This window comes from Pseudomonas sp. MWU12-2020, assembly GCF_023100605.1.
Lineage (GTDB): Bacteria > Pseudomonadota > Gammaproteobacteria > Pseudomonadales > Pseudomonadaceae > Aquipseudomonas > Aquipseudomonas fluorescens_H.
The window spans coordinates 414,225-429,787 of sequence record NZ_JALMEX010000005.1 but is presented as its reverse complement, the minus strand read 5'-3'; the positions used below and the strand labels follow the sequence as shown (position 1 = coordinate 429,787).

The window sequence follows — 15,563 nt, the reverse complement described above, 5'->3', positions numbered from 1 at the left end:
CCCTCGCCACAAGTGCTCGACGTTACTCGTCGTCGTCGAAGTTGTAACTGCCCGGCGCGAGGTTTTCGAAGCGGGTGTATTTACCGATGAATGCCAGGCGGATAAAGCCGATCGGGCCGTTCCGCTGCTTGCCGATGATGATTTCGGCGATGCCCTTGTGCTCGGTCTCCGGGTGATACACCTCGTCCCGGTACACGAACATGATGACGTCGGCGTCCTGCTCGATCGCTCCGGATTCCCGCAAGTCGGAGTTCACCGGACGCTTGTTGGGACGTTGTTCCAGGGAACGGTTGAGCTGCGACAGCGCCACCACCGGGCAGTTGAATTCCTTGGCCAGGGCTTTCAGGGATCGCGAGATTTCGGAAATCTCGTTGGTCCGGTTATCACCGCTGGAACCCGGGATCTGCATCAGCTGCAGGTAGTCGATCATGATCAGGCCGATGTCGCCGTGCTCACGCACCAGACGTCGAGTTCGCGCACGCATTTCCGACGGGCTGATGCCGGCGGTGTCATCGATGAACAGCTTGCGGTCGTTGAGCAGGTTGACCGCCGAGGTCAGGCGCGGCCAATCGTCGTCTTCCAGTTGGCCGGAACGCACCTTGGTCTGGTCGATCCGGCCCAGGGACGAGAGCATACGCATGATCAGCGATTCGCCTGGCATCTCGAGGGAGTACACCAGCACCGCCTTGTCGCTGCGCAGTACGGCGTTTTCCACCAGGTTCATGGCGAAGGTGGTTTTACCCATCGACGGACGGCCGGCGACGATGATCAGGTCGGACGGCTGCAGACCGCTGGTCTTCTCGTCGAGGTCGGTATAGCCGGTGGACAGGCCGGTGATCGCGTCGGCGGTGTTGAACAGGGTGTCGATGCGGTCGATGGCTTTGGTCAACAGTTCGTTGACCCCCACCGGGCCGCCGGTCTTCGGCCGCGCCTCGGCAATCTGGAAGATCTGCCGTTCGGCCTCGTCAAGGATCTCTTCGGCGGTACGGCCTTCGGGGTTGAACGCGGCGTCGGCAATTTCGGTGCTGATACCGATCAGCTGGCGCAACGTCGCGCGCTGGCGAACGATCTGCGCATAGGCCTTGATGTTGGCGACGGACGGCGTGTTTTTTGCCAGTTCGCCGAGGTAACCGAGGCCGCCGACCTGGGACGTCTGACCTTCCTTGTCCAGTTGCTCGGCAAGGGTCACGACGTCGATCGGCATGTTCTGATCGGCCAGTTTGGCGATCGCACGGAAGATCAGACGGTGGTCATGTCGGTAGAAATCGCCGTCGGAGACTTGATCGAGCACGCGTTCCCAGGCGTTGTTGTCCAGCATCAGACCACCGAGTACGGCCTGTTCGGCCTCGATGGAATGCGGCGGCACTTTCAGCGCGGCGGTTTGCAGATCGTATTGCTCGGGAGCGGTGATTTCGTTCATGGCCACTTGGAGTCAGGTTTGAAAACGGGATTACCAGAAAGACAAAGGGCACGACCTGTAAACAGGATCGTGCCCGATGTTACCGGCAAGCACCCGAGGGTGCCAGCCGACAAGTATTGCTTAAGCTGCTACCACGACAACGCGTACGGTGGCTTCGACTTCGGCGTGCAGGTGCACAGCCACGTCGAATTCACCCACGTTGCGGATGGTGCCGTTCGGCAGACGAACTTCGCTCTTCTGCACTTCAACGCCGGAAGCGGTCAGTGCGTCAGCGATGTCGTGAGTACCGATCGAACCGAACAGCTTGCCTTCGTCGCCAGCGGTGGCAGTGATGGTCACTTCCAGCTCGGCCAGTTGGGCAGCACGGCTTTCAGCCGATGCTTTACGGTCTGCGGCAGCTTTTTCCAGCTCAGCACGACGCTCTTCGAACGCAGCCAGGTTGGCAGCGGTCGCAGCGGTAGCTTTGCCGAAAGGCAGCAGGTAGTTACGGCCGTAACCGGCCTTAACGTTTACTTTGTCGCCCAGGTTGCCCAGGTTGGCGATTTTTTCCAGAAGGATCAGTTGCATGTGGAAATCCTCTTAACTTTTAACCTTCACCGTTCGCGTTATCGGTGTCTTTCGACACGTGACGACCGCGAAAATCAATCAGGCTGTCGACAATGGCCAGAACCACGAGCAACGGATAGAGCAGCTGCATGAACAACAGCAGCGTGACGTACAACCCCACCAGCCAGAAACCGGCCAGTCGCTTCTGCCCGACCAGCCCGTGAATCAGGGCGAGTCCGGCGAACACCAGCGGTACACTGCACAACGGCGTCAACATGGCCATCTGTGCACCGAGATTCGGGCCCAGAAGCATCAACGCCAGCAGCAACATCGCCGGCCCCAGCGGGATCCGGATGGCGCGAAACTCGCGACCAAAACCACCCGGGTTGTACAACAACGCCTGCCAATGCCGCCCGACAATCAGGCTCAGCACGCTGACGATCTGCAACAGAGCCGCAATCAGTCCGGTCAGGACTGGTGCAATCAGGGACGCGAAGCGCGCTTGCTCATCGACCGACAATTGCTTGTAGGTTTCACCAAGAAGCGCCGGCATGACCTTTATCAAGGCCTGCGCGAGCATCTCGATCTGGGCCGCAAACGCTGCCCCGAGCACCACTGAAAACACCACTCCAATCACTACGCTGACCAGCAGCGTGCGGACCCAGGATTCGCTTGCGCGCAACACCAACGCAAGCCCCGAAGACCCCAGCAGCACCAGAAGTGCCCGTGGATCATCGGCATACAGCCACCAGATCAATGCCGGCAGCAGCCCCAGGGACAGAACGCCAATGGCGTCCGTCAGTCCGCGCCGCAGAAGCACCAGGCTCCCGGCGGCAGCACCCAACCAATACAACAACGGCAATGTTGCACACCCGGCCACTACGAGAGTGGCCTGCATGCGGCCGCGCATGATGAACTCAGCTATGGCACGCATGCATTCAATCCTTTGCTACTTGTCGACTGCCCGGTCTCAGCGGCCGTGGCTGTCGGTGTAGGCCAGCAGGGCCAGGAAGCGGGCGCGCTTGATAGCGGTGGCCAGCTGACGCTGATAACGAGCTTTGGTACCGGTGATGCGGCTTGGAACGATTTTGCCGGTCTCGGATACGTAGGCTTTCAGAGTGTTGAGATCTTTGTAATCGATCTCTTTCACGTCTTCAGCGGTGAAGCGGCAGAATTTACGACGACGGAAGAAACGTGCCATTTGATAGGCTCCTTAAAAGGTCCGTGGATTACTCGTCAGCGTTATCGCTGTTGTCGCTGTCATCACCCTCAACGCCATCAGCGTCGGAGTGCTCAGGACGGTCGCGACGCTCACGGCGCTCACTGCGGTTTTCTTCAGCCTTGAGCATCTCGGACTGGCCGGTAACGGCTTCGTCGCGACGGATGACCAGGTTACGGATCACTGCATCGTTGTAGCGGAAGTTGTCTTCCAGCTCGGCCAGGGCCTTGCCAGTGCACTCAACGTTCAGCATCACGTAGTGAGCCTTGTGAACATTGTTGATTGCGTAGGCCAGTTGACGACGGCCCCAGTCTTCCAGACGGTGGATTTTGCCGCCGTCTTCTTCGATCAGCTTGGTGTAACGCTCAACCATGCCGCCGACTTGCTCGCTCTGGTCAGGGTGGACCAGAAAGATGATTTCGTAATGACGCATGAATGCTCCTTACGGGTTGTAGCCTGCCGCTCAAAAACGGTCAGACAAGGAGTGAATGACACTTATGGACTTGCTGGCGCGGGGCACATGCGTGCCTGCCGTCACAGCAAGGGGCGCAATTGTAGAGAAGGGACTGCAGAGGTGCAAGGCAATTGGTGATTATTTGAACAATCACCATTTCTTTGCCTTCGCACAAAACACTGTGGGAGCGGGCTTGCTCGCGAATGCGTTTCATCAGGCAACATTATTGTTGTCTGACACACCGCTTTCGCGAGCAAGCCCGCTCCCACAGTTTGTTTGCGTACAGCCTTATTTCTTGGCTGCAGCCTTGGCCTTGGCACCGCGTTGACGTTGCGCTTCGAACAGGCACACGCCGGTTGCCACGGACACGTTTAGGCTGCTGACGCTGCCGGCCATTGGCAGGTTTACCAGATAGTCGCAGTGCTCGCGGGTCAGGCGACGCATACCCTTGCCTTCGGCGCCCATGATCAGGATGGTCGGGCCGGTCAGGTCCTGGTCATAAATGCTGACCTCGGCCTCACCCGCCGTGCCGACCACCCACAGACCGCGTTGCTGAAGCTTTTCCAGGGTGCGCGCGAGGTTGGTCACCGCCACCAGCGGAATCACTTCCGCCGCGCCGCAGGCCACTTTACGCACCACCGGCGTCAGGGTTGCCGACTTGTCCTTGGGCACGATCACCGCCAGCGCGCCGGCAGCATCCGCCGAACGCAGGCAGGCGCCGAGGTTGTGCGGGTCGGTCACGCCGTCGAGCACCAGCAACAGCGGTGCGCCTTCGGTGCGGTCGAGCAGCTCATCGAGCATCGCCTCGCCCCAGACCTGACTCGGACTGACGTCCGCGACCACGCCCTGGTGCACGCCTTCAACCCAAGCGTCCATTTCGCGGCGCTCGGCCTGACCGATCTGCACACGATTTTCGTTGGCCAGTTCGATCAGGGTCTGCACGCGCGGATCGTTGCGGCTTTCGGCCAGCCAGATCTGCTTGACGCGTTTCGGGTGGTGACGCAGCAACGCTTCTACCGCGTGAACGCCGTAGATTTTTTCCAACTGACTCATGACTTCGCCTTCGGTTTACGCGACCCGCCACTTTTGGCTGGAGCCGAACCCGCTTTCGGCGGGCCTTTACGGTGTTTGCTCGGTTTGGCTGGCTTGCCGCCGACAGCCTTGTCAGGCGCCGACCGTCCGGTCTTTCCCCCAGACGCCGCTTTACCACCGCTTTTGGCGTCGGCCAGCAAGGCCTTCTTCATTTCACGGCTTTTGCGCAGCTCGGCGTTTTTCGCCACGGCATCGCTCGGGCGATAGGCCTCGGCAGCCTTTTCCTTGGCTGGACGACGGCTGGCGGTTTTCGCCGGAGCCTTCTCTTCCACAGCCTTGGTGGCAGCCGGAGCGGTGCTTTCGCTACCGCGCTTCTTGCGGCCAATCGGTGCGCTGATGGTTTTTTCAGCCATCTCGAAGTCGATCTTGCGCTCGTCGAGGTCGACGCGCATCACGCGCACTTCAACGGTATCGCCGAGACGGAAGCTGCGACCGGTGCGCTCGCCCGCCAGGCGGTGATGCACAGGATCGAAGTGGTAGTAATCGCCCGGCAGCGCGGTGACGTGCACCAGGCCTTCGACGTAGATGTCGGTCAGCTCGACGAACAGGCCAAAACCGGTCACCGCAGTGATCACGCCCGGGAACGACTCACCGACGCGATCCTTCATGAACTCGCACTTGAGCCAGTTCACCACGTCGCGGGTGGCTTCGTCGGCACGGCGCTCGCTCATCGAGCACTGCTCGCCGAGTTGTTCCAGCGCCGCTTCGTCGTACGGATAGATGCGCGCCTTCGGAATGGTCATCGCCCCGGCACGACGAACGTGCGGAGTGTCCTGTTTCGAATGGATCACGCTGCGGATGGCGCGGTGCGTGAGCAGGTCCGGGTAACGACGGATCGGCGAAGTGAAGTGGGTATAGGCTTCGTAGTTCAGGCCGAAGTGGCCTTCGTTCTGGGCGCTGTACACCGCCTGACTCAGGGAGCGCAGCATCACGGTCTGAATCAGATGGAAATCCGGACGGTCCTTGATGCTCGCCAACAGGGCCTGATAGTCCTTCGGCGACGGGCCGTCCTTGCCTTTGTGCAGAGACAAGCCGAGCTCGCCGAGGAACGCGCGCAGTTTTTCCAGACGCTCCGGTGGCGGGCCGTCGTGGACACGGTACAGCGCAGGGATTTCGTGCTTCTTGAGGAATTCGGCGGTGGCCACGTTGGCCGCCAGCATGCATTCCTCGATCAGCTTGTGCGCATCGTTACGGGTGGTCGGACGGATTTCGGCAATCTTGCGCTCGGAACCGAAGATGATCCGGGTTTCCTGCGTTTCGAAATCGATCGCGCCACGCACGTGACGGGCAGCCAGCAACACTTTGTACAGCGCATAGAGCTGCTTGAGGTGCGGCACCACGTCGATGTATTCGCCGCGAAGCTTGCGCGCTTCGGTGGCTTTCGGAGTTTCCAGCATCGCGCTGACCTTGTTGTAGGTCAGGCGGGCGTGGGAGTGAATTACCGCTTCATAGAAGCAGTAGTCGGTCATTTCGCCGGACTTGGAGATGGTCATCTCGCAAACCATGGCCAGACGATCGACGTGCGGGTTCAGCGAGCACAGGCCGTTGGACAGTTGCTCAGGCAGCATCGGCACCACGCGCTCGGGGAAGTACACCGAGTTGCCGCGCACCTGGGCTTCGTTGTCCAGCGCCGAACCGATTTTCACGTAGCTGGAAACGTCGGCAATCGCCACGTACAACTTCCAGCCACCGGAGAACAGGCGCAGCTTGCCGGGCTTGGCTTCGCAGTAGACCGCGTCGTCGAAGTCGCGGGCATCTTCGCCGTCGATGGTGACGAACGGCAGATGGCGCAGGTCAACGCGCTTCTCTTTGTCTTTTTCTTCGACTTCCGGCTTGAGCTTGGCGGCTTCTTTCAGCACGGCTTCAGGCCAGACATGCGGAATGTCGTAGGTACGCAGCGCGACATCGATTTCCATGCCCGGCGCCATGTAGTTGCCGACCACTTCGACCACATCGCCTTGCGGCTGGAAGCGCGGCGTCGGCCAGTGGGTGATCTTCACCTCGACGAACTGACCGATCTGCGCGTTGGCGTTGCGGCCCGGGGTGACCAGCACTTCCTGCTGGATCTTCGGGTTGTCGGCAACGACGAAACCGATACCGCCCTCTTCGAAGTAGCGACCGACGATCGTTTCGTGGGCACGGGACACCACCTCGACGATCACGCCTTCACGGCGCCCGCGACGATCAAGACCGGAAACACGGGCCAGCGCGCGGTCACCATCGAACACCAGACGCATCTGCGCCGGGCTCATGAACAGGTCATCGCTACCGTCGTCCGGCACCAGGAAGCCGAAACCGTCACGGTGACCGCTGATCCGTCCGAGGATCAGGTCGAGCTTGTCCACTGGCGCATAGGTGCCACGGCGGGTGTAGATCAATTGAGCGTCGCGCTCCATGGCGCGCAGACGGCGGCGCAGGGCTTCGATCTGGTCTTCGGTGGTCAGACCAAACTCTTCGACCAGTTGCTCACGGGCAGCAGGCGAACCCCGATCAGCAAGGTGCTGAAGGATCAGTTCGCGGCTGGGAATAGGGTTTTCATATTTTTCCGCTTCACGAGCGGCCTCGGGATCGAGGGACTGCCAATCGGCCATTAGAGAGTTTTCACCTTGTCTATATGCGGGTTAGTTTGGCATAGGCGCCATCAAACGGGAAATTTCCGACTCTATAAGGCCCTTCTATAGGCTTGTATCGACGCCTGAAAGCCCTTTTGAACACCGCCGGTAAAAAAATTCATTTTTTTTGCTGACAGGGGTTTACAGTTAAAAAGGCGCTCCGTATAGTGCGCGCCATCGACGACGTACACACGTTGACGAGATGCCCAGGTGGTGAAATTGGTAGACACGCCAGCTTCAGGTGCTGGTGACCTTACGGTCGTGGAAGTTCGAGTCTTCTCCTGGGCACCAATTTCGAGTTTGAGACTAGATCAGTTTCAAGGCTCACACAAAAACCCGCGAAAGCGGGTTTTTTGCATTCTAAGCAACGGATTTGTTAAAACCGATTAACTAAAATTAAATCAGGGGTTTACAGATCAAAAAGCGCTCCGTATAGTGCGCCACATCAACAGCGGCAACGCTCGCGATGAATGCCCAGATGGTGAAATTGGTAGACACGCCAGCTTCAGGTGCTGGTGACCTTACGGTCGTGGAAGTTCGAGTCTTCTTCTGGGCACCAATTCAAACTCAAGGTCACGATCTTGAGTTTCCCAAAAACCCGCGAAAGCGGGTTTTTGCGTTTCTGGCGTTTGAAAACCTGCAGCTCCCTCGCCACACATGATCACCAGATCATGCTCTAGCAAACCTCCGCCCTCCCCGCAAGGCGCACTTGAGAAACAATATCGTTTATCATTGTTGCAAGTTTTTGCAATGCGACAGTGAGGAACCCTGCGAATGATGTTTCGAAATACCCTGCGCCGCGGCTTGACCTTCACCCTTCTCGGCCTGGCACTCGCCACTCCCCTCACCCAGGCAGCCGATGCGGTTTCCCTGACGCTCTACAACGGTCAACACAAGGAAGTCGGCGATGCGATCGCCAAGGCCTTCGAGGCCAAGACCGGTATCCACGTCAATGTACGCAAGGGCAGCAGCAACCAGCTCGCCAGCCAGGTCATCGAAGAAGGCGACCGCTCCCCCGCCGACGTGATCTACACCGAAGAATCCCCGCCACTGAACAACCTCGGCGAGCAAGGCCTGCTGGCCAAGACCGACGACGCCACGCTGGCCGTGCTGCCCAAGCAATACGTCGCCGGTAACGGCACCTGGATCGGTGTCACCGCCCGGGTTCGTGTAGTCGCCTACAACCCGAAACTGGTCGATGAGAAAGACCTGCCGAAGTCGGTGATGGAATTCTCCGATCCGAAGTGGCAAGGCAAAGTCGGTTTCGTACCAACCAGCGGCGCCTTCCAGGAACAGGCTGTGGCGATCATCAAAATGCACGGTCGCGACGCCGCTGAGGAATGGCTGACCGGCCTGCGCGCTTTCGGCAAGACCTACAGCAACAACATGGTCGCCCTCAAAGCCGTGGAAAACGGCGAAGTCGCCACGGTGCTGGTGAACAACTACTACTGGTTCGCCCTGCAACGCGAGAAAGGCAAACTCGACTCGAAACTGCATTACTTCACCGGCGGCGACGTCGGCGGGCTGATCACTGTTTCCAGCGCTGCCGTCCTCAAATCCAGCAAACATCCAAAAGAAGCTCAGCAATTCCTCGCCTACATGGCCAGCGAGGAAGGCCAGCGCGTGATCACCCAGACCACCGCCGAATACCCACTGCACAAAGGCATGGAATCGGATCGCGGGCTCAAGCCGTTCAGCGAACTGCAAGCGCCAAACGTGACCCCGGCCGATCTGGGCAACGCCGAAGAAGCCTTGGACCTGGAACGTGAAGTTGGCCTGAACTGATGGCCACATCGTTATCCGCCCCCGCCGCGCGCGGGGGTTATGTGCCACGACGCAGGCGGCCGTCAATCTGGCTGGTGCTGCCGGTTTTATTGCTGGTGGTCATGAGCCTGTTGCCTCTGGCCTATGTCGGCCTGAAAGCCTGGCAGGCCGGCTGGGCCGAAGCGCTGCACCTGTTGTGGCGCCCGTACGTATTCGGTCTGCTGCGCAACACCTTGGCGCTGATGGTCGGCGTAACGCTGACTTGCGGCGTGATCGGCCTGTCACTGGCGTGGCTGCTGGAGCGCAGCAATCTGCCGGGGCGGCGCCTGTGGGGGGTGATTCTGTGCTTGCCATTCGCGGTGCCGGCGTTCGTCAGCAGCTTCACCTGGGTGTCGTTGAGCGCGCAGTTCGAAGGTCTTGGCGGGGCGATTCTGGTGATGAGCCTGTCGAAGTATCCGCTGATCTTTCTGCCGGTCGCGGCGACCCTGCGCAACCTCGATCCGTCCCTTGAAGAATCGGCTCGCACCTTGGGACAGAATCGCTGGGGCGTGTTTTTCCGCGTCACCCTGCCGCTGCTCTGGCCGTCGCTGCTGGCCGGCTCGCTGCTGATTGCCCTGCACATGCTGGTCGAGTTCGGCGCGCTGTCGATCATCGGCCTGCAAACCTTCACCACCGCGATCTACCAGCAATTCGAACTGGAATTCAGCAACGCCAACGCCGCGATGCTTTCGGCGGTGTTGCTCGCGCTGTGTCTGATGCTGTTGTGGCTGGAGCTGCGAGTGCGCGGCAAGGGTCGGCATGTGCGCACAGGCCAAGGCGCGGCGCGTCAGGCCGAACAAGTGCGTCTCGGGCCATGGGCCGTTGTCGGTCAGCTGTATTGTCTGCTGCTGGCGATCGTCGGCAGCGGGATTCCGCTGGGCATGCTCGCGTACTGGCTGGCGGTTGGCTCATCGGCGGCCTTCCCGGTCGCAGCGATCACCGAGGCCCTGCTGTCTTCGCTGGCCTTGTCGCTCGGTGGCGCGGCGCTGTGCTTGCTGCTGGCGGTGCCGGTCGGGCTGCTGGTGGTGCGTTACAAGGGACGACTGGCGATCTGGGCCGAGCGCTTGCCGTATCTGCTCCACGCCTTGCCGGGCCTGGTGATTGCGCTGACGCTGGTGTATTTCGCCCTGCATTACGTGCCGGCGCTGTACCAGACCTCGGCATTGCTGCTGATCGCTTATGCGTTGCTGTTTCTGCCGTTGGCGCAGGCACCGATTCGTACGGCACTGAACAAGGCTGCGCCGCAGCTGGAAGAAGCGGCACGCACGCTGGGGGCGTCGTCGTTCACCGCGTTTTGCCGAGTGACCCTGCCGATCATCTTCCCGGCACTGGGCGCGGCGTTTGCACTGGTGTTTCTGGATGCGATGAAGGAATTGACGGCGACGTTGCTACTGAGTCCGACCGGGCTTAACACGCTGGCGACCGAGGTATGGGCGCATACGGCGAATGTTGAGTTTGCGGCGGCAGCGCCTTATGCGGCGCTGTTGATAGTGGTGTCCGGGTTGCCGGTGTATCTGCTGACGACGCGGATGTATCTGAGCCGCTGACACCGCTTTCGCGAGCAAGCCCGCTCCCACAGCTTGACCGAATCCCTACCTGGGAATGCGATCGAATGTGGGAGCGAGCTTGCTCGCGAAGAGGCCCGCCAGACGACCTCAAGCCCTGAACTGCCCCAGGCTTGCCTTCAGCTGCGCCGCCAAGCCATCCAGCACCTTGCCACTGGCCGTGGTCTCCACCACCGCCTGCGCCGCTTTCTCGGCCTGGGCATGAATCGTTTCGACCCGCCCACGCACCGCCTGCGCGCCCTGCGCCTGATGCGCCGCGGCTTGCGTCGCCAGACCGATCGCCGCATGCACCTGCTCGACCGAGGCCTGCACCGACTGTTGCAGCCGCGCACTGTCGCGCAACACCAGCAAACCTTCGCTGGCCTGACGCCCGGCCTGTCCGATCGCTTCAACCGCCTCACGCGCGCCCTGCTGCAACGCGACGATGTGCGCCTGAATGTCGCCGGTGGAGCTTTGTGTCTTGCTCGCCAAGGCGCGCACTTCATCCGCGACCACGGCAAAACCGCGCCCGGTCTCGCCGGCCCGCGCCGCCTCGATCGCCGCGTTAAGCGCCAGCAGGTTGGTCTGTTCGGCGATCCCGTGAATCACCGTCAGTACCACTTCGATCTGTTCGCTCTGCTGCGCCAGTCGCTCGATGACTTTCGCCCCGGTATCGACCTGTCCGGCCAGCGCCTCGATCAGGCTGCCGACTTTCGCCGAGGTACGAGTGTTTTCATCGGTGGCCTGGCGAATATCCACCACCTGTTTCAACGCCGCCTGCATGGCATGGCTTTCCGATTGCGCTTCGTCAGCCATTTGCGACAGCGCGCGCAGGCTTTCCGCCACTTCATCACGCTGCATCCCCGCCGCCGCATCGGCACCAGCATTGCGCAGGGTCATGGCGCCGATTTCCACGCCGGTACGCTGGGCCACGTCGCCCGCCTCGCGCACGATCGGCTGCAACTTATCCACAAAGCGATTGACCGCCGACGCCATGTCGCCGATCTCGTCTTTGCTGTTGATCTGCACGCGCTTGGTCAGATCGCCCTCGCCCGCCGCCAGATCATCCATCGCCGCGTTGAGCATCTTCAGGCGATTGACTACCCGATGACCGAGCACCACCGCCAGCAACAGCAATACGCCAAATCCAACCAGCGCCAGGCCCATGCCGATCCGCCAGCGTAGCGTCCCCGCGGCATCCTGCACGGTGCTCGCGGTATTAGCCTTCATCTCGGCAGCCGTGGACTGCGCCGACTGCAGGCGTGCGCGCATGGCCGTGGCGCTGTCAGCAGCCGCCCCCTTCAGGCTGTCGCCGACCAGTTGATCACTGCTGGCAATCAGCGCCGAGAAGCGTTTGTCGAGCGCCGCCAGATCAGTTTCCACCGACGCCGTCGAGACACCCATCAGCACCTTGCCGATTTCCACACCATTGGGGTTGATCGAGGCCTCGAGGTAGTAGACCGACGGATCGTTCTTCGCCGCATCCAGCACTTTATCGAGCGCACGCTCGCCCTGGCCTTTTTCCAGCAAGGCCTTGTTGATCGGGTTTTCGCGATTGAGATAACGCGTCAGGTGCTGACCGGTGGCGTCGTCGTAGACCACGAACAGCACGTTGGGATTGCGCTGGGCGCGCCGGGCGAACTCGGAGAGGGTCGGTACGTCGTTATCCCACATGGCACGGGGCGCGACCGAGGCGAGCAACTGGGCCATGTCGTTGGCCGAGTCCTTGAGGTCTTTTTCCAGAGTCGTACGCAGCTGCGCCTGCTCTTCCTTCAGACGAGAAGACAGGCCGGCGGTCAGACGCTGCCGGGTACTTGCGGAAAGGTTATCGAGGCTCGAGGTGACTTCACGCCCAGCCTGCTCCAGCTCGCCGGAAAGCTTTTGGCTGTCAGCGCCCAGGCGAGTGCCGAGATCGGCTTCCAGCGCCGTGACGGTGCTTCGTGTCAGGGCGACAGCCACCAGCACTTGCACCAAAAGGGCGATACCAAGGGTAACGAACACGGGCCGCAACAAACGGCTTTGTAACAGTGAGAGAACGGCCGACACTGTGAATCCCTCTACTTCTGACGCCATTAATTTGATGGCACTCTTGTAGGAAGATTTACAGCAAAGGTCATGCCGTCCAACAGGCAGAAACGACAAAGGCCCCGATTAAGGGGCCTTTGTTTTTTACATCAACGACTTATCAAGCGAACGGATGACGCAGAACGATGGTTTCGTTGCGGTCCGGGCCCGTCGAAATAATGTCGATCGGCGCGCCGATCAACTCTTCAACGCGTTTGATGTAGGCACGAGCGTTAGCTGGCAGCTCTTCCAGGGTTTTGGCACCCACGGTCGATTCGGTCCAGCCCGGCACTTCTTCGTACACAGGCTGCAGGCCCACGTAGCTGTCAGCGTCGGTCGGCGCCACGGCATTGCCTTGCGCGTCTTTGTAGCCAGTGCAGATGTTGATGGTTTCCAGGCCATCGAGGACGTCCAGCTTGGTCAGGCAGATGCCCGAGATGCTGTTCACATCGATAGCGCGACGCAGGATAACGGCGTCGAACCAGCCGCAACGACGGGCACGGCCGGTGGTCGCGCCGAACTCGTGACCTTGCTTGGCCAGGTGCGCACCCACGTCGTCGAACAGCTCAGTCGGGAATGGCCCCGAACCAACGCGAGTGGTGTAAGCCTTGGTGATGCCCAAGATGTAGTCCAGGAACATCGGGCCAACGCCCGAACCGGTGGCCACGCCACCTGCGGTGGTGTTGGAGCTGGTCACGTACGGGTAGGTACCGTGGTCGATGTCGAGCAACGAACCCTGGGCGCCTTCGAACATGATGTCTTTGCCGGCGCGACGCAGGTCGTGCAGCTCGGCAGTCACGTCGAGCATCAGCGGCTTGAGCAGCTCAGCGTATTCCTTGCACTCGGCCAGGGTCTTTTCGAACTCGATGGCCGGCTCTTTGTAGTAACCCACCAGCATGAAGTTGTGGTAATCCACCAGTTCACGCAGCTTGTCTTCGAAGCGCGGCATGTTGAGCAGGTCGCCCACGCGCAGGCCACGACGTGCAACCTTGTCTTCGTAAGCCGGGCCGATGCCGCGACCGGTGGTACCGATCTTCAGCTCGCCACGGGCTTTTTCACGGGCCTGGTCCAGCGCCACGTGGAAGGACAGGATCAGCGGGCAGGACGGGCTGATACGCAGGCGCTCGCGCACCGGTACGCCTTTCTCTTCCAGCTTGGTGATCTCACGCAGCAGGGCGTCAGGTGCAACCACCACGCCGTTGCCGATCAGGCACTGCACGCCTTCGCGCAGCACGCCCGACGGGATCAGGTGCAAGACGGTTTTCTCGCCGTCGATCACCAGGGTGTGGCCAGCGTTGTGGCCACCTTGGTAGCGCACTACGGCGGCAGCATGTTCGGTCAGCAGATCAACGATCTTGCCTTTGCCCTCATCACCCCATTGGGTGCCCAGGACTACGACATTCTTACCCATAACACTTGTCCTCATTCGCGCAAACTTGGTGCCGGCGATGGCCGGCAGGAAAACTCAAGAAGCCAGTGGCGATACTTGCCAAAGCCCGTTCTGCTGAATCAATTGCCGGTCGCAGTCCGCATCACGGGCGGCGGCCAAAGGTTGTCCAGGCAACGCCTGAACGACACGCTGACCCTCACTGCGCAACTGGCAAACCTGCTGCCAGAGTGCCGCATCCGTACTGTCAGGCATCCAGATACCGCCAGACGGTAGCTCGATCTCAGCACGCCCCAGGGTCACCAGGGTTTTCAAATCGGTAGAGAAGCCGGTCGCCGGACGGGCACGACCGAAGTCGGCGCCGATGTCGTCGTAACGACCGCCCTGAGCGATGGACTGGCCCACGCCCGGGACAAATACCGCGAACACCACACCGGTGTGGTAGTGGTAGCCGCGCAGCTCGCCCAGGTCGAAGTACAGCGGCAGCTCCGGGAAACGCGTCGCCAGACGATCGGCGATCTCCAGCAAATCTTCCAGCGCGGCCAGCACCGGCGCAGGCGCATTGGCCAGACGCTCACGGGCGGCAGTCAGCACTTCACGGCCGCCACACAGGTCGACCAGCGCCCGCAACATGCCGGACAGATCGGCCGGCAGGCCTTCGGTCAAGGTAATGACCTCGTCGATGGCCTTGCGTTGCAGCGCATCGAACAACTGCTGCTCGACTTCACCGGACAGACCGGCGGCGCGCGCCAGGCCACGATAGATGCCGACATGACCAAGGTCCATGTGCACGTCCGGCACATCGGCCAGTTGCAGCATGGCCAGCATCAGGCTGATCACTTCAACGTCGCTGCTCGGGCTGGCATCGCCGTACAGCTCGGCACCCAGCTGGATCGGGCTGCGCGAGGACGACAGTGCACGCGGCTGGGCATGCAGCACGCTGCCGGCATAGCACAGACGGCTCGGGCCTTCGCGACGCAGGGTGTGCGCATCGATGCGCGCCACCTGCGGCGTGATGTCGGCACGGAAACCCATCTGCCGGCCCGACTGCGGGTCGATGACCTTGAAGGTACGCAGATCCAGATCCTGGCCCGCACCGGTCAGCAGGGATTCCAGGTACTCGATATGGGGAGTCACGACAAACTCGTAACCCCAGCTCTGGAACAGATCCAACACCTGACGACGCGCGACTTCAATGCGCGCCGCTTCCGGTGGCAGTACTTCTTCGATGCCATCTGGCAGCAGCCAGCGGTCTACCGTTGCCATTACGCCATTCCCCTTTGATCCGGGCGGCCAGCCTGCGGGCGAGCCTTGAGTGAAGCAGAAAATGACCGACTCGTTCAAAACGCACGCGCATGAACGACGCGGCGAAAGGCCTGTTACCGGCTTCGCCCATCACTTTCCTCGAAATACTCTCGGGCC

The 15,563-nt window shown here is 60.9% G+C and carries 12 protein-coding genes and 2 tRNA genes; 4 read left to right on the top strand and 10 right to left on the bottom strand.

The window, feature by feature from the left end; all coding sequences use genetic code 11:
- Positions 1-22 precede the first annotated feature (22 nt).
- The 7 genes from dnaB to rnr all read right to left on the bottom strand — a co-directional run bounded on the left by dnaB (position 23) and on the right by rnr (position 7,322).
- A complete protein-coding gene (gene dnaB, locus M0814_RS14785; RefSeq protein ID WP_003221138.1) occupies positions 23-1,420 on the bottom strand; it encodes a replicative DNA helicase in 1,398 nt (465 codons plus the stop codon).
- Between the two features lie 120 nt (positions 1,421-1,540).
- Positions 1,541-1,987, bottom strand: a complete 447-nt coding sequence (gene rplI / locus M0814_RS14780) for a 50S ribosomal protein L9 (protein ID WP_003221136.1) — start codon at positions 1,985-1,987, stop codon at positions 1,541-1,543.
- Between the two features lie 19 nt (positions 1,988-2,006).
- Positions 2,007-2,900, bottom strand: a complete 894-nt coding sequence (locus tag M0814_RS14775; protein WP_003221135.1) for a hypothetical protein — start codon at positions 2,898-2,900, stop codon at positions 2,007-2,009.
- A gap of 36 nt (positions 2,901-2,936) precedes the next feature.
- On the bottom strand, positions 2,937-3,167 hold the full coding sequence (rpsR, locus tag M0814_RS14770; RefSeq protein WP_002551829.1) for a 30S ribosomal protein S18: 231 nt from the start codon (positions 3,165-3,167) through the stop codon (positions 2,937-2,939).
- A gap of 28 nt (positions 3,168-3,195) precedes the next feature.
- Entirely contained in the window at positions 3,196-3,618 is a 423-nt protein-coding gene (gene rpsF, locus M0814_RS14765; protein WP_003221133.1) for a 30S ribosomal protein S6, read from the bottom strand.
- Positions 3,619-3,927: 309 nt separating this feature from the next.
- Positions 3,928-4,692, bottom strand: coding sequence for a 23S rRNA (guanosine(2251)-2'-O)-methyltransferase RlmB (rlmB, locus tag M0814_RS14760; protein WP_003221131.1), 765 nt, complete (start codon positions 4,690-4,692; stop codon positions 3,928-3,930).
- Positions 4,689-7,322: a ribonuclease R gene (gene rnr, locus M0814_RS14755; protein WP_103485068.1), complete on the bottom strand. Its 2,634-nt coding sequence runs from the start codon at positions 7,320-7,322 to the stop codon at positions 4,689-4,691. Before rnr ends, rlmB begins: the two co-directional genes overlap by 4 nt.
- Positions 7,323-7,547: 225 nt before the next feature.
- Between rnr and M0814_RS14750 the strand changes: the two genes are divergently transcribed.
- The 4 genes from M0814_RS14750 to M0814_RS14735 all read left to right on the top strand — a co-directional run bounded on the left by M0814_RS14750 (position 7,548) and on the right by M0814_RS14735 (position 10,693).
- A tRNA-Leu gene (locus tag M0814_RS14750) sits at positions 7,548-7,634 on the top strand.
- Between the two features lie 181 nt (positions 7,635-7,815).
- Positions 7,816-7,902, top strand: a tRNA-Leu gene (locus tag M0814_RS14745).
- A 215-nt stretch (positions 7,903-8,117) separates the two neighbouring features.
- On the top strand, positions 8,118-9,128 hold the full coding sequence (locus M0814_RS14740; protein WP_003221127.1) for an iron ABC transporter substrate-binding protein: 1,011 nt from the start codon (positions 8,118-8,120) through the stop codon (positions 9,126-9,128).
- The gene (locus M0814_RS14735; protein ID WP_103485503.1) at positions 9,128-10,693 is read left to right on the top strand and encodes an iron ABC transporter permease; all 1,566 of its coding nucleotides are present in this window, start codon (positions 9,128-9,130) and stop codon (positions 10,691-10,693) included. The genes M0814_RS14740 and M0814_RS14735 overlap by 1 nt, the downstream gene beginning before the upstream one ends.
- A 108-nt stretch (positions 10,694-10,801) precedes the next feature.
- Here M0814_RS14735 and M0814_RS14730 read toward each other — a convergent pair whose 3' ends face one another.
- The 3 genes from M0814_RS14730 to M0814_RS14720 all read right to left on the bottom strand — a co-directional run bounded on the left by M0814_RS14730 (position 10,802) and on the right by M0814_RS14720 (position 15,407).
- On the bottom strand, positions 10,802-12,736 hold the full coding sequence (locus M0814_RS14730) for a methyl-accepting chemotaxis protein (protein WP_103485504.1): 1,935 nt from the start codon (positions 12,734-12,736) through the stop codon (positions 10,802-10,804).
- A gap of 139 nt (positions 12,737-12,875) precedes the next feature.
- On the bottom strand, positions 12,876-14,165 hold the full coding sequence (locus M0814_RS14725; protein ID WP_003221122.1) for an adenylosuccinate synthase: 1,290 nt from the start codon (positions 14,163-14,165) through the stop codon (positions 12,876-12,878).
- Between the two features lie 54 nt (positions 14,166-14,219).
- Complete coding sequence (locus M0814_RS14720; RefSeq protein WP_103485505.1) at positions 14,220-15,407, bottom strand: ATP phosphoribosyltransferase regulatory subunit; 1,188 nt, start codon at positions 15,405-15,407, stop codon at positions 14,220-14,222.
- Positions 15,408-15,563: the final 156 nt, after the last annotated feature.